We start from the raw sequence: 19,860 nt of genomic DNA on the forward strand, positions 1-19,860 counted from the left end.
GAAATTTGGTAAGTTGGGGCTATTTGAACTTAATTACAGTCAGAAATAAATAACCCTTCATTGTACCAGAAAATATTTATGCAAGAGTTCTAAAGAATTTTGGATTTTAGATTTGCAATTTTGGATTGACTTACCAACGGTCAAAAATCGCTCGTGTTGATGAACTTCTGAAATGTTGCCTAAAAACCAATACGCTTGCGTTAAGGGCTACTGGCAGCAATTTTGGGTTTTCGAGACGCGATAAATCGCCGTCTCTACAAGTGAGTGTTTTGGGCTGAACTGAAACGTATTGGCCTAAAAACTGGCGTGTTTTCTGATCGCGGCATAGTGTCTTGCTGTTGTATTCATTTCAATGACTAACTCTGTGCCTTGACCTAATTGAGAATTACACTTAAGTTTACCTTGATGTTTTTCAACTATAATTTGCCGACTAATTGATAGCCCCAGTCCTTGACCTTTGCCTACAGGCTTAGTCGTAAAAAATGGTTCAAATATATGTCTTTGGATATGGGGCAAAATGCCTTTGCCATTGTCAAAAATGCGAATTATAACTTTGTGTTTTTTATCCCTTTGGTTCTTGTTTACCCAATGTTCATTACTATTGACCAATGATAAATGGCTGCTAACAATTTCTGTATGAATTAAAATTTTGGGAGTAAAAGAATTATCATGCTTCATCCTCTCTTCTAAGGCATCAATAGCATTGGTTAAGATGTTCATGAATACCTGATTTAGTTCACCTGGATAACACTCGATTAAAGGTAATTCACCAAAAGTTTTAATTACTTGAATCCCGGCTCTATCAGGCTTTTCTTTGAGACGATGCTGCAAAATTCTGAGAACACTATCAAATCCTTGATGGAGGTCAACTTTTTTCATTTGACCTTCGTCAGAGGTTGAAAAGTTCTGCAAGGCGAAAACAATTTCTTTGACGCGTTCAGACCCAGCTCGCATTGACCACAGCAGTTTTAAAAAGTCTGTCTTCACAAAACCAAGGTCGAGGCGTTGCAAATGTAGGGCAATGACTGGGGTAGGCGTGGGATAGTGATGTTGATAAAGTTCTATGATTTTGATTAAGTCTTCAGCGTATTGGCTGGCGGGATGGAGATTGCCGTAGATGAAGCTAACGGGGTTGTTAATTTCGTTAGCCATATCCGCCACCAGTTGACCGAGATTAGCCATTTTCTGGTTCTGCAATAACTGACTTTGGGTATATTTGAGTTCTTCGAGGGTAGTTTCTAGCTGCTGTGATTTTTCCCTAACTTGGTCTTCGACAGACTGGCGTTGGATAATTTCTCTTTGGAGTTGTTCAAAGAATTGGTATTGTTGAGCCTTATCCTGAGTAATATCCTTGTGCGTCCCCGCCATCCGCACCGGTTTACCAAATTCATCCCACTGAAATACTTTCCCACAAGTCAAAATCCACTTCCATTCCCCGGATTTAGTCAGCATTCGCAATTCGACTTCAAACACAGGTATGCATCCTTGGAGATAATCGTGCAATACTTGGCGAATTCTCGGTAAATCTTGCGGATGTACAAGTTGCTCAAAGGATTGATAATCGTTGTCGATTTCGTCTACTTGATATCCCAGAATGCTTTTCCATTGGGGATCGTAATAAGTTTGATCAGTCACTAGATTCCAATCCCATAACCCCAAGCCACTGGCGATTAATACCATTTTTAAGGCGGCTTGTGAGGATTGACAAGAATCTAAATTTTCTTGAGATAAGTCTTTTGCTTCTGGGAAACTCTGAGAATCTGGTACTGAAAATGGAGCTTCCGGTTCATAGGTATCGGGTTCTTCGATATGCATAGCTGCTGGTACGATGAGGAAGATATCTTGTAGCTCTCTCTCCACGCTGTCTTAGCACCCTGACGATCCAGTTATGATTTATTGGGCTGTGATTTTGGTCAGAGATATATCGCCCAGATCATAAATTTGGATGGAATAAAAAAAGTAAACAGATGAGTGTAACCTCTGCTGCGATCGCAATTGGCGATTTTTGAGAAAAAGATCGCTCTATTGTGTGCATCTACATTCTAAGATATGTCTAAAAAAAGTAGTTCAAATCACATATAATTACCTAAAAACTCAGAAAAATTTGTAAAAAAAATTGTCAAGGCTTGTTTGTAGCTTTTTTGGTAATAGCTAGCTGCTATTTATACAAGACACCATGATGCTTGGTGTGAAAAATTTTTATGCTGAATTTGAGCCAATGAGTAATGACTATAGATGAACTAGTACTGCTACTAAAAGCCAGTCAAGCAACCGGTTTAACAACACTCCAAGAGTTGATATTGCGTTCTTCGTGGGAAGGAAAAACCTACACCAATATAGCCTGCGAAGGGCAGTATGGCGAAGAACGTGTTAAGAAAATTGCTGCTCATCTATGGCAAGTACTGAGTAATTTTTGCAAAGAACCAATAAATAAATCCAATTTTCGTTTGACTTTAGAAAGCCATCCTCTCAGCGAAGCGCATCAGCAGTTAGTTAAGGAATTCAACCAAGCAGCCACAGCAATATCCTTAGAATTTCCGAGTGGGCCAGTATCCCTTAATTCCAGATTTTATATCCCTCGTCCGCCAATTGAAGAACTAGCTTATGCAGAAATAGCTAAACCTGGGAGTGTTATTTGCATCAAAGCACCTCAAAAGATGGGGAAAAGCTCTTTGATTGTGCGGTTGCTGGCACGCGCTAAAAAGCAAGGCTTTCACACCGTAACTTTAGACTTTCAACAAGCAGACAAAGCAATATTTACCAGTTTGGATAAATTTTTGCGCTGGTTCTGTACAAATGTGAGTCAGGAGTTACAACTAGAACCAAAACTTAATGATTATTGGGATAAAGATATGGATAGCAAAGTCAGATGTTCTATCTATTTCCAACAATATTTACTATCTGCGCTCTCAAGTCCCCTGGTTTTGGTATTAAATCAGGTGGATTGGGTATTTAAGGATCGGGAAATCGCTGGAGAATTGCTACCATTGGTGCGATCGTGGCATGAACAAGCTAAGAATGTAGAAATTTGGCAAAAATTACGTCTGGTTCTGGTTTATTCAACGGAAATTCTTGTTTCTATCAGACTGACTCAATCGCCATTTAATATTGGTTTGAGAATTAATTTACCTCCCTTTACGAAAGAGCAGGTGCAGGATTTAGCCCAACGTCACGGCTTGGATTGGAGAGATGGTAAAGATGCTGAAATTTTGATGGCAATGGTAGGGGGAAATCCTTATTTGGTGAGGTTGGCATTGTATCATCTTGTAGGTAAAGGGGGATTAAAACGGGATTTAGGGCAGTTATTGCAACAAGCACCCACAGAAGCCGGAATTTATCACGATTATTTCAGGCAGTATGTGTTAGTGCTACAAGATGAGCCAGAATTGGGAGATGCTTTTTTAGAAGTTATTAGTACTACAAATTATGTGAAATTAGAGCCAGCATTGGCAGATAAATTACAGAGTTTAGGGCTAATTAATTTAGAAGGCGATCGCAGTACTATTGCGTGTGAATTATATCGGTTATATTTCCGACAATATCTGAAAAAAAGTGAGAGTTTAAATATTATAAATGCTGGTATCTAGATAAACTCTGCTGATATAGCTTCTTCTACAATTTTCTCTAAAGAAAAGCGATCGCACTCATTCACCTCTAAACTACCAAAGGCGATCGCTTGTAGATTTACACTTCTTTTCTAGAGCGATGTCTTCGATGGGCTACGCCTAAGCTAGCTTTCGGCTCAATGATATACCAAAATGAATGCGCGAATTACTTAAATAAGAAAGCAAACTGGGGTTTGAAAAAGCAAAAGCTTATTCTACTTGCGGAAAACACCAAAATGAGTAAGCAAAAGCTTCTTTTGAGTCAGTCAAATGGCATTTTGAGTAAGTCAAATGCCATTTTTACTTAGTTCAATATGAATTTTAGTCTAGGCGATCGCTCTTTTCAGTTTTATTACGGTACGCTTTGCACAAAACTAGCTTATTCTGGATTTGGGGGGAGGCGATCGCGAAGATTTGCTAAATTTTCACAACACTTGACAGTGCAGGAATGATTTACCCCTAATCGTTGCTCAAAAATCTCCAAAGCTTTCAAATATAAAAGTTCAGTTTCCGTATAAAGTCCTTGTAAGTGGTAGAGTTTTGCCAGATTGTTGAGACTAATGGCGACATCTGGATGTTCTTCACCCAGCAGCTTGCGCCAGAGTGCCAAAACATAAATTAAGTAACCGCAGCGCAGGTTCACGACTGTTGTACCTGAGTAGAAGATTGAAGATTTATCGACAATTAACTCAACTTTGCCTAACTTGTTGCGATGCCAACCCAATATTATAGCTGGATGCTTTATGAGGCGCACATCCGGTTCTGAGAGGGCAGGATTATAGTTTATCGCAACTTAATATTTGTCCTCTTTACACCTTCCTGCGTTGTTTATGCTGCTTAACAGCATTATCAATCAAATAGGTCAGCCCTTTAAAGGTCATTCCACTAGGAGAGGGAAGGCTTGGAAAATCATCTTTTTCACCGCAGAGTTCATAGGCAGCTTGGATGGTGGTGGGAAAGGTTCGGAGGGCAGTTTGCCAATCCATGTCAGGAACATTTTCAGCGCTGCTTCTGTTTAAAAAATCCCCAAAGTATCTTTGGTCTTGTTTGTTGTTGCGATCTGCAATCAGAAAACCTAAGTTAGCGATTGCACCTAAACCCTGAGCAAAAATACGATCATTAAACTTATCATAAAGCTTTAGAAAGCCCGTCCCAAGTAGAGTAAACCCTATTTTAGCATTTTGATTATCAGGACTGCTCATAGAAACTTGATCCGCAAGAGTTAATGCTGATATCCAAACTGCTAAAGGGTAGTTCTTTTCATGACTTTCTGCATTTCCCCATTCGGCAAAGAAACTACGATGCCCACGGGCTTGGCTGGAATTTTTTCTAAAAAGTTCAATAGCTTGGCTTATATCTCCTGCATCTCGATAGTGTTTTGCCAAGTTTACCAGTCGGTAAGGATCATCAGGGTCTTTTTCACATATTCCTTTCGCGATTTTAATTGCTAAACTAAATCTTTGAGATTTCTTGAAATGCCCTGGGAGGTAAAAATCCCATTCTTGAAGTTCAGGAATATGTTCTCCTTCAACTCTCGCAGCAATTGCTGCCTTAGCTAGATCGACATACAATTCATCCACATCCTCTCCAAACTGCTCAGAAAGAATCTCCACAACCGCTTGAGCGATAGTTTTGTGGCGTGTCAAAATAAAATTGCCCGCCTGGATTGCTGCCGCTTCTTTACCAAGAGGAAACAATACTTTTGATTTGAGTTCTTGTTTCTCACACTTCAGAACCTTTGCTAAAACTGGTTTAGAGAGGAACATCAACCCTTCCGCGTGCATCGCAGCAATATAGGCAAACGCTTGCTGCAAGTTGCTACCCCCCGGAATTCCCCGTGTGGCAAATCGATTCAATAGAACCAAGAGATGGTCTTTCAGTTTATCCCCCAGTCGCATTTTCAGCATCGCGCCAAAAAACGCTCCTTCTCCTGTTGTAGACTCCTGTTCTGCAGAATCCATCAACAATTGCACCGCCATTACCTCCGGTCTACCGGATAGTTGCCCTAACCCCTTGTCTCCATACTTCTGCCACGCTTGCACCACCACCATTGCATCCTGACGACTCAGCCCTGAAATGCATTTCTGCTGAAAATTAGCGATCACAGACCAGTCTCTTGATGGTTTAGCTTCCTTCCCACTAGCAATCCAATCTGTATCTCGGCAGGTCAACAAAAACTGCACATCGTCCCTCTGCTCTTTACGCAACGCCTTCACCGTTTCAAACGCCCCACCAGCAATCCCATCCGCATCATCGCTGGCAATCAACCATTTTCGCCCATCCTTCGGCAACGCCAAAATCTCTGTCCACAACAGGTTAGCATCTACGTCATGCCGCCACAATACTTGCCAGGACGGATCGAACTCTACCAAGGTAACTAGTGTCTGAAATACCGCCGTCGATTTGCCTTCTCCCCCCGCCCCCAGCAGCAAAACAACCGTGGGCTTGTCTTGCCCTTGTCCACTTTTGAGCGCATCACACAGTTCCCTGACAATTTCTCGCTGGGGAATAATCCGAGACAGGACAATCCGCAAACTAGGAGTGCTGCCATCAAAATATTGCAACGCTTCCTGCTCCGATAATTCATTGTTCTCCAGCGCAGCCCGACGACTAGCCAGGGTCTCATGATTCTCAAGGTTCCAGCCTGTTGGCGGCGTCACTTTCGGGAAGGTCGGTTGGTTAGAAAATGTTGGTAATTTCGTGGCAGGTTGATTAGTTCCAGGTAAAGAGAAAACCCACCAATCCCCATTTTTTAGTTGTCGCTCTGGATGAAACGCTTCACTACTCAACACCCATCCTTGATGGTCAGCAGACCAGTGACGCGGTTGCAACCGAATCTGCTGCTGCTCCAGATCCAATTCTCCCCACAGCAGCCCATTTTTCCAAACCTCATCATCCCGTGCCTGAAATGCTGCCCCCGCCTGAATGTTCAAAAAAGGTTTGCCTCCGCTGCTTTCATCCCCTTTTGCCCTGGCTTTATGAAGATGACCATGCAAGTACAAGACACCATGTTTGCCAAAGATTTGTCGAATTCGTTCTGCGTCCTTCTCCAGAAACCAATCCAGTGGATGATGCCCCAACACGATCCGAGCATGGCAATCTTGCAACTGTTCCAGTGCTTCCTTCACTAAATCTACCCCAGGTGTCAAATTTCCCTTGTCTTTATCGTCCTTGGATAACCAAGCCGTGTTGATGCCAACGATGCCAAGCTTCATATTCCTAATTTCTAGCACTTGAGAAAAGGTACCCGCAGGAGAATCGAGCCATTTTTTGGGAGCATGGCTGTCGTCTTTTTCTTGGTAAGCTCTCACCCCAGGCAGTAGGAAATTTTGACGCTTTGTCAGACCAGATTTTGTTGCATCAAAAACTTTACGGTCAGCTTGAGAAATCTCATCCCGTGCCAGAAACTCCATCTTGTCCCTGTCTACGTCATGATTCCCCGGAACAGCTAAGATAGATCCCTGCCAAGCCTTTCCAAAAATTTCGTAGAGTTTTATCAGAAAGTCATAAGCAAAAGTCTCATATTCTTCTGCTTGACCGCGATTAGCAATATCCCCTGTAATGAAAACTATATCTGGCACCCAATCCTGCTTTTGCTTCTCTTCAACATGCTTGAGGATTTCTCTAAACATATTGTTCTGGGCGTAACCATCCTTGCCTACATGAAAGTCTGAGAGATGCAAGTAGCGAATTGGCAATACCATAGCTATTAAAGTGCTTCAACAATAAACGCTTGCATTTTCTACTCACTAGTGCGAAATGCAAATTTATACTTTATTCTATCCTCATTCATACTTTTTGTATCAAATGTCTAACATACAACCTTCTAACTTCACTCCACCTTCCGAGTTTGAGCTAGATATGCTCAGACAAGAATATTTTTTCTTACAAACTACAATCGAAGATTACAACAAGCAAATTTGGGTGATTAAAGCTCTTGGAATTACAGGTACTGGTGCTGTGATCGCTCTTGCCTTACAGCAGAAGCAAGGTCTGATTGTTCTGCTAGGTTCAGCTATTCCTGTCTTTTTCTGGGTTTTAGAAAGTCAATGGAAGCATTTTCAGCGAGGATTTTATCCTCGTGTAATTGAGATTGAGGAAATTCTAGTAAAAGATTGCAAGCTAAGAAGTCCTGCTATCTTTGGAGAGTGGTGTCGCTCGTTTAAACGAAATACAGTCTCCAAGCGTAAAGGATATGTTTGGGATGGGCTACTTAATCCTAGCGTTTTCATTAGTTATGTTTTAGAGATTGTTTTCCTTTTACTAATCTGGCGGTTTGTACCCTTCACCTAAATTTTGTACCCTTCACCTAAATTAGGTGTTGAGTCGATGCTATGACATAACCCATTCCTCCTGCCTTCTGCTTCAATATCGGGACTCATTAGTTTGGCATTTCTTTGCATCGGTGTATAGGGCCGTTATCCTGCACAATTACTCTAGTACGTCCTGTTCTTTGGGCATCGGCTGCTTCTTGCTCCATGCGGTTAACACCTCCGATCACCAAACCTTGAAGAAGAATTCAGAAGTCAGAATTCTTCTTCAACCCATTTGTGCAAAACCTCTCTTACCGTTTGAACAGTCAAATTAAAGTGAGCAGCTATTTTCTCCACGTACCAGCCATGTGCGTTCAGCCTAATTATTTCTGCTCGGTCTTTGACCTTCTGTGGCACCTCTGCTGTTCTCAGATATAGGGCTTGATTTTGCTCACGAGTCAAAAATACTCTTAGACAAGTATCAGTATAAAAAGTTACCTTGCTAGATTCATGCTGCGTATTTATCTTTACATAGTTGGGTTTTTTCTGCCTATCTACTTACATTTACTAATGCCTATTGAATTCTTCGATTCTATGACTCCGTATTCATCCAAGATTGAGCAGCAAATGCAACGACTATATTCGTCCTTAAACGAGAAGGATCGTCGTCGCTATGCCGCGATAGAATCCATGAAATTGGGATGGGGAGGAATGAGCTATGTCAGTAACCTAATATTGATGAAGCATTAGCACAACTACAACAAGAGTGGTTACCCAATATCTACCTAGCTTCATCAAGGATCTCAAGCCTCTGAAAAGTACACCTTATTATGAGACTATTAGAACCCTTGGTTTTGAAGAAATACCACAAATATTAACCTTTGAAGAAATTGCTAACCCCAAAAAACTTCAAGGTTATGAAAATACTTATCGCATCCGTGTCGGTGATTATCGTATTGGACTTATTTTTGATGGAGAAACAGTGTAATGGCAAGACAGTAATTAACCCAGAAAATCTTGCAAAATCACTTGTGTTGTGAGTGAGTAACTGAGGAATGCCATAAACTAGCATCGTGGCGACAATATTTGCATCATGAACTTGCTTACCACCAATAGTAATTTGCTCCATTAGAGATAAAAGTCTTTCTGTCACTTGAGCGGTTTCATCAGCTACTCGAAATTGAGCTTGAAAAAATCGGGTACGCTCAATTATGATCGCAACAGGTCGGGGATTCATCAATGCTTGTGGACGACTAAGAGTCATTAAGAATTCCCGCAACACCTGACGACTAATCCATAATTCAATTCCTGAGTCATAAAGATTTTCAATAGCTTGTAGTGCTGTTTGGTGAAAGGGAGATTCGGACACATTTGCATACACTAAAATGTTCGTGTCCAGAAATACAGAGTTAGCGACCCCAATCACCATACATATCCTCACGTCTTAGAGAAAGATTTTCAGGCCAAGGGCCATAATTATCTACAGGAAAGTTTAGAGGAGGACATTTTTCCTTGCTCTCTGCTTTCTCTGCCAAAGGCTTTTCATCAATTACTATTACCACCTGATGCTCACCCTCTGGAATATCCAATGGTAATTGCGCTGTAATCTTACCATCTTTTGTAACTGTGGCAATTGTTTCTATACTTTTCATACTATTTATATTAGATTAATACATCACTGCTTGGTGAAAGAAAGATTTGGACACATTTGCATAAACGAAAATATTCGTATAGATAAATACACGATTATTAGTCGTTTGTATAAAGGTCTTCTCTACGGAAAGTTAAACTTTCCGAGACTAATCCTACAGGATAGGTGGAAAATTTGAGAGGCGCTTTCTTTTCTTTATTCTCTGCTTTCTCTGCCAAAGGCTTTTCATCAATTACTATTACTACCTGATGCTCACCCTCTGGAATATCCAATGGTAATTGCGCCGTAATTTTACCATCTTTGGTAACTGTGGCAATTGTTTCTATAGCTTTCATCTCATTCCTCCTTGTTCAATCCATTACAGCTAACACGGCTTTCGGCAATAACTTATCTTTAAACCAAACAATTCTAGCGGGGACATCATTTAATTTTACTCCCGCTTTTTCTAAATTAAGTCGCTCGGAAATAGCCAAAATCAAGTCATCACGTCCAGCCCGCCGCACCTGAGAAAACTTCTTTTGTAAATATTCTGGTCGCCAATAACCAACAATTTCTAATAAAAAGGTGCGTCCATCAGCATGAACTAAGCGAAAATCGGGAATCATCACGCTACCAGGAATTGGGATTAAATCAACTTCTCGCTCTAATGCCCAACCGCTTTTCAAAGCATCCCACTTATCAGCAAAGGATGCTTCTAGCATACTATCGTAGGGCTTTCCTGGTGGATAATGGGATACCAAACCACATTCGGAATTGAGAGTGAAACGCCCAGTTTTCCAAGCATTTGTATAAGCGTCGCGGGTTTGAAGAATGGAAGAAAGACTCCATTTAGTAACGTGAAGTAAAGCAGGAATAAGTTTAGCGATCGCTAACCCATATCGCGTACTAGGATTAAACAAGCTCGTCGGCCCATCTATCGTAATTGTAAACCCGTGGTCAGCATCACCTTCAATATAAGCCATCAATTGAAACAGCTTCAGATAGCGAAATAACAGCTTATATTCACCCGGAACATTTCGGTGAGCATTTAACACCAGTTTACTGGCCTTATAAAACACACCCTGCACCTGAGATAAGTTATATCGATTTAACACATCTGGCGCTATTGGTGCATCAAAAACAGTCAAAATTTTATTCTCAGATAAATCAGCATATAGTCCATTCCGAACCTGTTCTAATAAAACTTCCCGCTCAAGTTCTTGAGTTAACTCATCAGCAATTTTACTCAGAGTAACTTGGGTTGATTCTCGACTAGAAACAGACTTTGCAGCCAGAGAAAACACCCGTTCTCTTAACATTTGTGGTTCCAAAGGACTAACCACCTCAAAAGTACAAAAACTGCTTTTGAGAATATAAGCTAACCCTCGCTTCACCCGATAATCTGTAGAATCTCCTTCAAAATCAGTCAGTTGTCGCTCAAGCACACCCTGAGTCTTTCCCACCGCCGATTGAAAATAATTAATTAACTCAATCGCCAACTCCGAAGTTTTTTGATCAATCTTCAGTCTCTTCGGGATGATCTCCTCCCCGTTTTGGCGATGCATCAGTAAGTCTGTCGGTAACATCTGCTGAATTTTGGATTTTAGATTTTGGATTTTGGACTGAATAATTAATCTCTAACTGTTCCGCAGCTTTCAAACTCCGTTCCTTCCCACTCCCATACACAACCTGTAACTTCCCTTTGCTCTCTTTTTCTCCCCCTGCCTCCCCTGCTCTCCTCTCCCCTCTCCGCCTAGCCGAAGTCCCCTCTTCACTCGTATCCTCCGCCACCACCTCATACAAAATCGCCTGCTTATTCTCAATATTCCCCTTCCGTAAAATCCTCCCCAATCGCTGAGTATACTCCCTAGCCGAACCAGTCCCCGATAAAATAATTGCAACAGTTGCCGCAGGTACATCAACCCCTTCATTCAACACATGAGAAGCAACCAAAGTATTATATTTACCCTCTCGAAACTTTGTTAATATTTCATGCCGTTCTTTCACAGGTGTTTGATGAGTAATTGCCGGAATTAGCAACTCTTGAGAAATGCGATAAACTGTTGCATTATCAGCAGTGAAAATCAAAATTCGTGCCGGATAATGTTCTGCCAATAAATTAACTAAAATTCGCAACTTCCCATCAGTACCCAAAGCGATGTCTTTCGCTTCTCGATGCGCTAACATCGCCCTCCGTCCAGATTGCGATCGCGCGCTCATTTGGACGAACATTTGCCAACCTTGCAGACTCCCCAAAGAAATTTTTGATTGCTTCAAAAAGTCATTGCGGGTTTGAATTAACTGGTTGTATCTTTCCCGCTCAAGTTGCGATAACTTTACCTTAATTTGGACAATTTCATGCTCTGCTAACGCCTTCCCCGCTAAATCTTCAGCGCGTTTGCGATATACTTCTTGTCCAATGAGGATATTTAAATCGGCGTGCTTACCATCAGTGCGTTCCGGTGTAGCAGAGAGTCCCAGCCGATAAGGTGCGATCGCATATTCAGCAATTACCCGATTAAAATCTGTCGGTAAATGATGACATTCATCAAAAACAATCAACGCATATTGATTTCCCAAGGTTTCAGCGTGAATTGCAGCACTATCATAAGTTGCAACTAAAATAGCCGTTCTATCCCGCGAACCACCTCCCAGCAATCCCACCTCAGCATCCGGGAAAGCCGCAACTAAATGTGCATACCACTGATGCATTAAATCCAAAGTAGGGACTACAATCAACGTCGTGCGCGGCGTTGACTGCATCGCCATTTGCGCTAAATAAGTCTTTCCCGCCGCCGTGGGAAGCACAACCACCCCTTGTCTACCCGCCAGTTTCCAAGCCGCTAGCGCTTCAGTCTGGTGGGCATAGGGTTCCATTTCTAGGGTAGGAACCAAATCTATAGGATAAAATTCCTTGGCCTCATCGATAAAATAAACATCTTCCGCTTGTAGTGCTTCTACAAGCGATCGGTATTTAACTGCTGGAATGCGGAATTTTTCAACTCTATCATCCCACGTAGCGTAATCCATCCAACCTTTACCGCGTGGTGGTGGATGCAAAATTAATGTGCCACGATCAAAATTTAATGTAGGGGTACGAGCCATTTTGGGGATTGGGGATTGGGGATTGAGGATTGGGGATTGGGGATTGGAATTATTTCTATTCGCCATGCCCCATTTCCTAGTCCATTGATTACTAATAACGTAAAAAGTGCATGATTCATCCAAGTAATTCAGATAAAACTCAACTAGATGCCCTCATTAGTCACGGAATGTCCTATCGGCAAATCAACAATAACCTTGCCGAGTCCTACAAAGAACAGCGACAGAGCTTTCTGCTGAAACGGCTGCAATTGCAGGCGCAGATTATGCTGGTAGCTGGCTTGACTTTAACCGCTTTTTTTCTTTGGGCAAATTCCCAATTAGAAGGCAAGATATACGCCTTTAAAATCGGTTTTACAGTAGAAATATTCACATTAATTTGTTGGGCTTTATGTAAAACCTCTATAGGTCGTCGTTACCCAAACCTAATTTTTTTGAGTTTATGTTGGTCTGTAACTTGTGCAGTCCAAATTGATGTTGCTTTACTGTTTAATAGTCTAGAGCCTAGAACCAATTTCTGGAATTTGATGTTTCTTACTCAGGCTACAATCATTCCAGTACAATGGTGGCTACATTTAATAGCACAATTTGGGACAATTGGTTGCTATCTAATTTTATATTTATCGTATAATCCCTTATTAAAAAACCCATCAGCTTTTTACATTGAGCAGGGATTATATTTCTTTTGGACTTGCATCATTTGTGTTTTCTCTGTCTATTTATACGAACGCTTGCGAAAAAAAGAATTTTACGCCCGTAGGTCAATGGAACTAGCCCAGCACAAATCAGAACGGCTGTTACTAAATATTCTGCCAGAGATGATTGCAGAACAATTAAAACAAGAACCGACGACTATTGCCGATAGCTTTCTGGAAGTTACGGTGCTATTTGCTGATATTGTTGGCTTTACAGAGCTTTCAAGTCGGACATCTCCTGCGGAGTTAGTCGAGTTATTAAATACAATTTTCTGTTTGTTTGACCAATTAGCAGAACGTCATGGAGTAGAGAAAATTAAGACTATTGGTGATGCCTATATGGCTGTTGCCGGGTTGCCAAATCAATCTAACAATCATGCTCCAGCGATGGCTAATATGGCATTGGATATGCAAAAGGCTGTAGCTACGTTTAACGAAGAAAATAACCAATCTTTTTGCATTCGTATTGGCATTAGTACTGGGCCAGTAGTCGCAGGGGTGATTGGGCTGAAAAAGTTTGCCTACGACCTTTGGGGAGATACAGTCAATACAGCTAGTAGAATGGAATCTCATGGTATTGCAGGTAGTATCCAGGTTTGTGAAGCAAGTTATCAGCTTTTAAAGGATAAGTATTTATTGGAGAAACGAGGTTTAATTCAAGTTAAAGGTAAAGGTGAAATGATGACTTATATACTCAAGGGAATTAATTTAAAAACTTAATAAATAGGAGTCAGAATTCAGAATTCAGAATTCAGAATCCTAAATATTGTGGGGTGGGCAACATGAGCGCCCAGTCAATAAGGCGCTCATGTTGCCCACCCCACAAGAATTATGGATATTTTTTTGTTTGAAAGTCAAAAGGTTCTCAAGTAATGCATATTTAATTTTCACTCCTATGTCTTTTAGATAGATTCGCCGCAAGTAACTGCTTAAATGTGTATTCTTTTGATGCATAATAGGTGTTGAGCGATGTCTATAACAGTCTATGCCTAAGCATTTTCTAGCTAATTTTGGGAATAATCCTTTAGCTAGCTGCATAAAAGGAGAAGCTACATTGAAAGGAATACGTTCCCTTCTAGCACCCTATGCTGTGGCACTATTAGCTGTTGGTAGCGCATTACTACTAACACTATTGCTACAGCCACTACTGAAACCAACTATTTTTCTGCTGTTTTTTGCTGCCGTGGCGGTTAGTGCCTGGTATGGCGGCATAGAAGCAGGGTTACTGGCTACTACTTTGTCTACTTTAGCCGTCAGCTACTTTTTCTTAGAGCCAGTGTTTTCGCTCTTGGTTGCGAGTTTAGACAGTATACGACGCTTAGGCTTATTTGTACTGGTGACAACATTCATCACCTTGCTGAACTCAGAGTTACGCACTGCCAAACAACATCTGCAAACGAGTTTGCAGAAGCGACAGGTGAGTGATGCAAGGTTTAGAAGGTTGGTAGAGTCCAACATCATTGGGGTAATTGTAGCCAATATGGACGGGGCGATCGCAGAAGCTAATGATGTTTTTTTAGAAATGGTAGGTTATTCGCGGGAGGATTTACTAGCAGGGCGAGTTCGATGGCGCGACATGATACCACCAGAATATCTTGAAGCTAACAATAGTGCGATCACAGAACTCAAAACTAAAGGCGTGTGTCAGCCCTTTGAGAACCAATACATCTGCAAAGATAACAGCCGCGTTTCTATCCTATTAGGTTGCGCTTTGTTAGAAAATACTCCAGAGGATGTTATCTGTTTTGTACTTGATTTAAGCCAACGCAAACAAGTAGAGCAAGCTCTTTCCAAAAGCGAAGAGCGTTACCGCGCTTTTTTAGAGCATAGTTCAGAAGGTATTTGGTGTATCGAACTGGATGTACCAATTTCGCTAGATTGCCCAGAAGATGAACAAATTCAACATTTTTACCAATATGTTTACTTAGCAGAATGTAACAATGTGATGGCGCAGATGTATGGCTGTTCTAGTGCCGAAGAAATTATCGGTGTCAGACTAGGAGACTTTCTTGTTCCCTCCGATCCACATAATATTGCATACCTGCGTAATTTTATCCGTTCTAACTACCGATTAATTGATGCCGAGTCTCATGAAATAGATAAGCAAGGTAATTCTAAATATTTTTTGAATAATCTGGTGGGAATTGTTGAGAATGGCTTTTTAGTCAGGGCGTGGGGAACTCAACGCGACATTACAGAACGCAAACAAGCAGAAGCAGCACTGCGTCAACGAGAAGATGAGCTACGCCTGATTACAAATGCTGTACCCGTCAAGATTTCTTATGTTGATAGTAAGCAGCATTATCGTTTTAATAATAAAGGATATGAAGACTGGTTTGGGCTTCCTGCTTCCGAAATTTCTGGTAAACACATAAGAGAAGTTTTGGGAGAGTCGGTTTATCAATCAATCCTTCCTTACGTAGAAACAGTACTCTCAGGAGAGCAAGTAATTTACGAAACCCAATTATCTGATAAAGATGGCAAAAACCATTACGTGAATGTTATTTACGTTCCCCAATTCAGTCAGCAAGAGAAAGTAGAAGGATTTGTTGTCCTAAGCACAGATATTACACTTCACAAATTAGCAGAGCAAGAACGCGAACGACTGCTTGAGCGCGAACAAGCCGCACGTGCCGATGCAGAAACAGCAAACCGGATGAAGGATGAGTTTCTGGCTACACTTTCTCACGAACTCCGTACACCACTAAATGCTATACTGGGGTGGTCACAGATACTTAGAAAGCGCAAATTAGATGAAAATCTTACTGGTCGCGCACTAGAGACAATTGAGCGTAACAGTAAATCCCTGAAACAACTGATTGAAGATGTTCTAGATGTGTCACGGATTATTCGAGGTACACTTCATCTCAGTATAGAGCAAGTAAAACTTATAACACTTATAGAGGCGGCAATTGATACTGTGTACCCAGCAGCCCAGGCGAAAGAGATTAGTATCAAGTGTAGATTCGACCCAGAAGTAGAGGTAGTCGTGGGTGATGTCAACCGCTTGCAACAGGTTGTGTGGAATTTGCTCTCTAACGCCGTCAAGTTTACACCCAAAGGCGGAAGAGTTGATGTGCAATTGCAGCGGATTGAATCTTGCGTGCAAATTCAGGTGAGTGATACAGGAGGAGGAATTGCTGCCGAATTCCTACCCCATGTATTTGAACGCTTTCGTCAAGCAGACAGTTCCAGCACGCGATCGCATGGTGGATTAGGATTAGGGTTAGCGATCGTCCGCCACTTGGTAGAATTACATGGTGGTACAGTTTGTGCCAAAAGTCCAGGAATTGGACAAGGGGCAACATTCGTTGTCAGTCTACCAATAAAAACCATTTAGAAATTTGTGATTCCAAAAATTCAGCAATAGTGTAGGAGTATGTCACTAGACTTTCAAGCTAGTTATGAGTTATGAGTTAATTCAAAACTCTCAGCTTGATTAAGATGTCTAAAGAATTCGCAATTGGTAGTAAAGTCCGGGTTGTGGCGCTACCAGCCTACGTCAAAACTGCTGAACCCATGCCCATGCTGCGCCCTCCTAATGTGATTCACATTGGCGAAGAAGGCATAGTTATTGACCGTAGACCCGGTGGATATTGGGGTATTCGCTTTACTAGGGGGGCTTTTCTCTTAGATAGTCAATACATCGAAAGCACAGATACCCCTCCCGAATCTAATTTAGAATGAGATTTCTCGCAACCAAGAATTGTAAACTTGTGTAAAGTTGTGATTCTGGTTTGTACCATGATTTCCCGCCGCACTTTTTTAAGCATATTATTTGCCAGCTGTATTTCTGTCATCAGCTGGCTGAATTTTACTACTGCTGCGAATGCCCTTGGTGGTAAACTTCCGGCAATTAATCAACCCGCACCAGAGTTTACTTTGCCAACCAATACAGGTGATGGCAAAATTTCCCTCTCTGACTTGCGCGGTAAATGGCTAGTTCTGTACTTTTATCCTAAAGACTTCACCTCAGGTTGTACTATAGAAGCTCGTCGTTTTCAGCAAGACTTACCCCAGTACCTCGAAAAAAATACCCAAATTATTGGCGTTAGTGCTGATGACATTGATTCTCATGCCAAATTCTGTGATTCAGAGGGATTAAAATTTCCCCTGTTGGCTGATACTGATGGTTCAGTGAGTAAAGCTTATGGTTCCTGGCTGGGCTTTTTATCTATGCGCCATAGTTTTATCATCGATCCTCAAGGTGTCTTGCGCGAGACTTTTGTCAAAGTCAACCCAACTATTCACAGTTCAGAAGTGCTAGCACGATTAGAAAAATTGCAGTCAGCGGCTTCTTAGACAATTAGCCTAAGTTAAGTAGATGGGCGCAAATAAACATAACTATACTTCTATCATTGCGTTCGCGTAGCGTCTCGCAGAGTGTGGTAGACAAGCAATCACAAGGGTCTTAGGGGCTTTACATTTTGTTAGACAACTAGGTTTATTCATACCTATCTACTTATTAGGGACTGACTTAACTCTTGTGGGGTGGGCGTCTCGCCCGCCATATTATCCAATACAGTTCAGAATGAGCAACGGCGATTTATCGCGTCTCGAAAACCCAAAATTGTTGCCAGTAGACCTTAACCCAAGCGTATTGCCATATTATGAACCGGGCGGGCAAGATGCCCACCCCACAATATCGGATAATTTATTTCTTAGAGTTCCCTTACATACAAGGCTGCATAAAAAATAAGGGGCTTAAGCCCCTTATCTCACCAAGACTGATTTTGTGCAGCTTTACCAAGAATTGGTATTAAATCCTTTAGTTGACGATAAACCCATATTTTTTGAGTACAGTTTTGGCTTGACTACCAGATAAAAACTGGACAAATTCTTTAGCGGCAGAAGCATTTTTACTACTCTTGAGTACAGCTATTGGATAGACAATTGGTGAGTGAAATTTATCATCAGCAGCGACTACGACTTTTACCTTGTTGGAAATTTTGGCATCAGTGACATAAACTAAACCTGCTTCGGCGTTACCACTTTCTACTGCTGCCAAAACTTGACGCACATTGTTAGCAAAGACTAATTTTGACTTGACGCGATCGTAAATTTTCAATTTCTTTAATACTTGCTCTCCATATTGACCAGCGGGTACACTTCTAGGCTCGCCAATCGCAATTTTTTTAATCTTACTATCTGTTAAATTGTAAAAGCTAGTGATGCCAACAACATCCTGAGCCACAATCAAGACTAGACGGTTATTTGCTAAGTTAGTACGGCTACCTGGTAGCAATAGTCCTTTTTCTTCCAAGGCATCCACTTGCTTTTTGCCGGCAGAGACAAAAATATCTGCTGGCGCACCTTGTTCAATCTGTTGTTGCAATGCACCAGAAGCCCCAAAGTTATAACTAATATTGATATTTGATTTACTTTGTTGGTATAAAGGCTTAATTTCTTCCAACGCCTCTTTTAAGCTGGCAGCTGCGGACACAAGTATGTTGGTATTTGACTGTGCTATTACAGGAGAAGGAGTAACTAATGGTAAACCAATTGCTAACAGCCAGCCAGCAACCACTATACCCAGTAAACCAAAAATTTGTCTTCTTTTCATAGAAAATGCGTTTGAAAGGTTTCTTCCATAAAATTGATGCTAGGTAAAATAGTACCAAATATACCAACATATAACCAACTATATCGGTAAAAATATGCCTAGAAAAGAACAAGGGTGGGTCACATTCCAAACCTCAGAAGAAGAGCGAAAGATTTTGGAAGAGTTTTGCGGCCAGTCTCAGCGAACCAAGACCGAGATTCTTCGGGAATTGGTACGTGGTCTTAATCAACACTCTTCATCATCAAACTCGCTAGCAAGTATAAACACAGAAGAGGAAGATATCTACACTCAAATACCTGAGATTGAAATTAGTATTCAAAAGAAACCGCTCAAAGTTAGCTCCCGCAATATTCTCAAGGGTGTTGTGAAGCGAGTTGTTACTGGAGCTGTTAATAGTGAGGTGACGCTGGAGATTGTTCACAAAGTTGAGTTAACTTCCATTATCACCAGAGTATCGGTAGAAGAGTTGGATTTGTCTGAAGGGAAAGAGGCTTATGCCGTTATTAAATCCAACGATATAGTTATTGCCAGAGAATAGGCTGTGGTAAGTAAGTCGGCAGAATAAAACCAAACTATATTAACAAAAATGAACTAGGCTGAAACCCTCTTTCCTTTTGACTTCTGCCGACGCTTAGACAATATAAAATGTTGTTGGTAGTCGCAGAAGTATATCGTCAACATTTATGGTTGTATTCATTCCCACATGAGTAATCATGAGGGTGGCTTTTTCCAGCACTTCTAATTGAGGTGCATACTCAACTACTAAAGGATTTCCTGCCAAGTCTGGTAATGATTCTGGTTTAGCAGAACCTCCCAGAGAAATCACTAACTGAACATCCAAATCTTCACAAGCTGAAGCAATAGTCTGAAAAACCCAAATCAGACGATTTTGCAATGTTCCCATCCAAACGTAAATTAACCCACATTCCGCAGGTTAGTTAAGAAAGAAGATAATATTTTCGACAAGGAGCACCAAAAAACTGGAGAATCCATTGTCTTTCATGGGTTAAAT

The 19,860-nt window shown here is 41.3% G+C and carries 17 protein-coding genes and 1 pseudogene; 7 read left to right on the top strand and 11 right to left on the bottom strand.

Features of this window, described 5'->3' with window-relative positions:
* Positions 1-294: 294 nt before the first annotated feature.
* A complete protein-coding gene (locus V7L31_RS10035) occupies positions 295-1,860 on the bottom strand; it encodes a PAS domain-containing sensor histidine kinase (protein ID WP_334696084.1) in 1,566 nt (521 codons plus the stop codon).
* 365 nt (positions 1,861-2,225) lie between these two features.
* Here V7L31_RS10035 and V7L31_RS10040 point away from each other — a divergent pair, with 365 nt between their 5' ends.
* Positions 2,226-3,587 carry an AAA-like domain-containing protein gene (locus V7L31_RS10040; RefSeq protein WP_334696085.1) on the top strand — a complete coding sequence of 454 codons (1,362 nt, stop codon included), beginning with the start codon at positions 2,226-2,228 and terminating at the stop codon, positions 3,585-3,587.
* A 397-nt stretch (positions 3,588-3,984) separates the two neighbouring features.
* On the opposite strand, the gene V7L31_RS10045 is transcribed toward V7L31_RS10040, so the two are convergent.
* On the bottom strand, positions 3,985-4,359 hold the full coding sequence (locus V7L31_RS10045; protein ID WP_334696086.1) for a tetratricopeptide repeat protein: 375 nt from the start codon (positions 4,357-4,359) through the stop codon (positions 3,985-3,987).
* 55 nt (positions 4,360-4,414) lie between these two features.
* Positions 4,415-7,309 carry a metallophosphoesterase gene (locus tag V7L31_RS10050; protein WP_334696087.1) on the bottom strand — a complete coding sequence of 965 codons (2,895 nt, stop codon included), beginning with the start codon at positions 7,307-7,309 and terminating at the stop codon, positions 4,415-4,417.
* Positions 7,310-7,412: 103 nt separating this feature from the next.
* On the opposite strand from V7L31_RS10050, the gene V7L31_RS10055 reads away from it, so the two are divergent.
* On the top strand, positions 7,413-7,898 hold the full coding sequence (locus V7L31_RS10055) for a hypothetical protein (RefSeq protein WP_094349384.1): 486 nt from the start codon (positions 7,413-7,415) through the stop codon (positions 7,896-7,898).
* Between the two features lie 233 nt (positions 7,899-8,131).
* Here V7L31_RS10055 and V7L31_RS10060 read toward each other — a convergent pair whose 3' ends face one another.
* The 6 genes from V7L31_RS10060 to V7L31_RS10085 all read right to left on the bottom strand — a co-directional run bounded on the left by V7L31_RS10060 (position 8,132) and on the right by V7L31_RS10085 (position 12,593).
* Positions 8,132-8,320 carry a helix-turn-helix domain-containing protein gene (locus tag V7L31_RS10060; RefSeq protein ID WP_334696088.1) on the bottom strand — a complete coding sequence of 63 codons (189 nt, stop codon included), beginning with the start codon at positions 8,318-8,320 and terminating at the stop codon, positions 8,132-8,134.
* A gap of 412 nt (positions 8,321-8,732) precedes the next feature.
* Positions 8,733-9,287: a type II toxin-antitoxin system VapC family toxin gene (locus V7L31_RS10065; protein ID WP_334696089.1), complete on the bottom strand. Its 555-nt coding sequence runs from the start codon at positions 9,285-9,287 to the stop codon at positions 8,733-8,735.
* A complete protein-coding gene (locus tag V7L31_RS10070; RefSeq protein WP_334696090.1) occupies positions 9,268-9,510 on the bottom strand; it encodes a hypothetical protein in 243 nt (80 codons plus the stop codon). The genes V7L31_RS10065 and V7L31_RS10070 overlap by 20 nt, the downstream gene beginning before the upstream one ends.
* Positions 9,511-9,607: 97 nt before the next feature.
* Positions 9,608-9,844, bottom strand: a complete 237-nt coding sequence (locus tag V7L31_RS10075; protein WP_334696091.1) for a hypothetical protein — start codon at positions 9,842-9,844, stop codon at positions 9,608-9,610.
* A 15-nt stretch (positions 9,845-9,859) separates the two neighbouring features.
* Positions 9,860-11,074 carry a DUF790 family protein gene (locus tag V7L31_RS10080; protein WP_334696092.1) on the bottom strand — a complete coding sequence of 405 codons (1,215 nt, stop codon included), beginning with the start codon at positions 11,072-11,074 and terminating at the stop codon, positions 9,860-9,862.
* Positions 11,004-12,593, bottom strand: a complete 1,590-nt coding sequence (locus V7L31_RS10085; RefSeq protein WP_334696099.1) for a DEAD/DEAH box helicase — start codon at positions 12,591-12,593, stop codon at positions 11,004-11,006. Before V7L31_RS10085 ends, V7L31_RS10080 begins: the two co-directional genes overlap by 71 nt.
* 110 nt (positions 12,594-12,703) lie before the next feature.
* Here V7L31_RS10085 and V7L31_RS10090 point away from each other — a divergent pair, with 110 nt between their 5' ends.
* The 4 genes from V7L31_RS10090 (at position 12,704) to V7L31_RS10105 (ending at position 17,587) form a co-directional block, all read left to right on the top strand.
* Positions 12,704-14,005, top strand: coding sequence for an adenylate/guanylate cyclase domain-containing protein (locus V7L31_RS10090; protein WP_334696093.1), 1,302 nt, complete (start codon positions 12,704-12,706; stop codon positions 14,003-14,005).
* 334 nt (positions 14,006-14,339) lie between these two features.
* A complete protein-coding gene (locus V7L31_RS10095) occupies positions 14,340-16,625 on the top strand; it encodes a PAS domain S-box protein (protein WP_334696094.1) in 2,286 nt (761 codons plus the stop codon).
* A 104-nt stretch (positions 16,626-16,729) separates the two neighbouring features.
* Positions 16,730-16,972 carry a regulatory protein SipA gene (gene sipA / locus V7L31_RS10100; protein ID WP_334696095.1) on the top strand — a complete coding sequence of 81 codons (243 nt, stop codon included), beginning with the start codon at positions 16,730-16,732 and terminating at the stop codon, positions 16,970-16,972.
* A gap of 57 nt (positions 16,973-17,029) precedes the next feature.
* Positions 17,030-17,587: a peroxiredoxin gene (locus V7L31_RS10105; protein WP_334696096.1), complete on the top strand. Its 558-nt coding sequence runs from the start codon at positions 17,030-17,032 to the stop codon at positions 17,585-17,587.
* A 466-nt stretch (positions 17,588-18,053) separates the two neighbouring features.
* On the opposite strand, the gene modA is transcribed toward V7L31_RS10105, so the two are convergent.
* On the bottom strand, positions 18,054-18,848 hold the full coding sequence (gene modA / locus V7L31_RS10110; RefSeq protein ID WP_334696097.1) for a molybdate ABC transporter substrate-binding protein: 795 nt from the start codon (positions 18,846-18,848) through the stop codon (positions 18,054-18,056).
* 94 nt (positions 18,849-18,942) lie between these two features.
* Here modA and V7L31_RS10115 point away from each other — a divergent pair, with 94 nt between their 5' ends.
* A complete protein-coding gene (locus V7L31_RS10115) occupies positions 18,943-19,386 on the top strand; it encodes a TOBE domain-containing protein (protein WP_334696098.1) in 444 nt (147 codons plus the stop codon).
* Between the two features lie 144 nt (positions 19,387-19,530).
* Here V7L31_RS10115 and V7L31_RS10120 read toward each other — a convergent pair.
* Positions 19,531-19,767 (bottom strand): annotated as a pseudogene (locus V7L31_RS10120) (glycosyltransferase); the annotation flags it as partial.
* Positions 19,768-19,860 lie beyond the last annotated feature (93 nt).

This window comes from Nostoc sp., from assembly GCF_036916655.1.
Lineage (GTDB): Bacteria > Cyanobacteriota > Cyanobacteriia > Cyanobacteriales > Nostocaceae > Nostoc.

What these genes read in the sequence shown, in the direction of transcription:
- V7L31_RS10040 (WP_334696085.1), top strand. Translation starts at nt 2,226, where the DNA reads ATGACTATAGATGAACTAGTACTGCTACTAAAAGCCAGTCAAGCAACC.
- V7L31_RS10050 (WP_334696087.1), bottom strand. Translation starts at nt 7,309, where the DNA reads ATGGTATTGCCAATTCGCTACTTGCATCTCTCAGACTTTCATGTAGGC.
- V7L31_RS10055 (WP_094349384.1), top strand. Translation starts at nt 7,413, where the DNA reads ATGTCTAACATACAACCTTCTAACTTCACTCCACCTTCCGAGTTTGAG.
- V7L31_RS10065 (WP_334696089.1), bottom strand. Translation starts at nt 9,287, where the DNA reads ATGGTGATTGGGGTCGCTAACTCTGTATTTCTGGACACGAACATTTTA.
- V7L31_RS10070 (WP_334696090.1), bottom strand. Translation starts at nt 9,510, where the DNA reads ATGAAAAGTATAGAAACAATTGCCACAGTTACAAAAGATGGTAAGATT.
- V7L31_RS10075 (WP_334696091.1), bottom strand. Translation starts at nt 9,844, where the DNA reads ATGAAAGCTATAGAAACAATTGCCACAGTTACCAAAGATGGTAAAATT.
- V7L31_RS10080 (WP_334696092.1), bottom strand. Translation starts at nt 11,074, where the DNA reads ATGTTACCGACAGACTTACTGATGCATCGCCAAAACGGGGAGGAGATC.
- V7L31_RS10085 (WP_334696099.1), bottom strand. Translation starts at nt 12,593, where the DNA reads ATGGCTCGTACCCCTACATTAAATTTTGATCGTGGCACATTAATTTTG.
- V7L31_RS10090 (WP_334696093.1), top strand. Translation starts at nt 12,704, where the DNA reads ATGATTCATCCAAGTAATTCAGATAAAACTCAACTAGATGCCCTCATT.
- sipA (WP_334696095.1), top strand. Translation starts at nt 16,730, where the DNA reads ATGTCTAAAGAATTCGCAATTGGTAGTAAAGTCCGGGTTGTGGCGCTA.
- V7L31_RS10105 (WP_334696096.1), top strand. Translation starts at nt 17,030, where the DNA reads ATGATTTCCCGCCGCACTTTTTTAAGCATATTATTTGCCAGCTGTATT.
- modA (WP_334696097.1), bottom strand. Translation starts at nt 18,848, where the DNA reads ATGAAAAGAAGACAAATTTTTGGTTTACTGGGTATAGTGGTTGCTGGC.
- V7L31_RS10115 (WP_334696098.1), top strand. Translation starts at nt 18,943, where the DNA reads ATGCCTAGAAAAGAACAAGGGTGGGTCACATTCCAAACCTCAGAAGAA.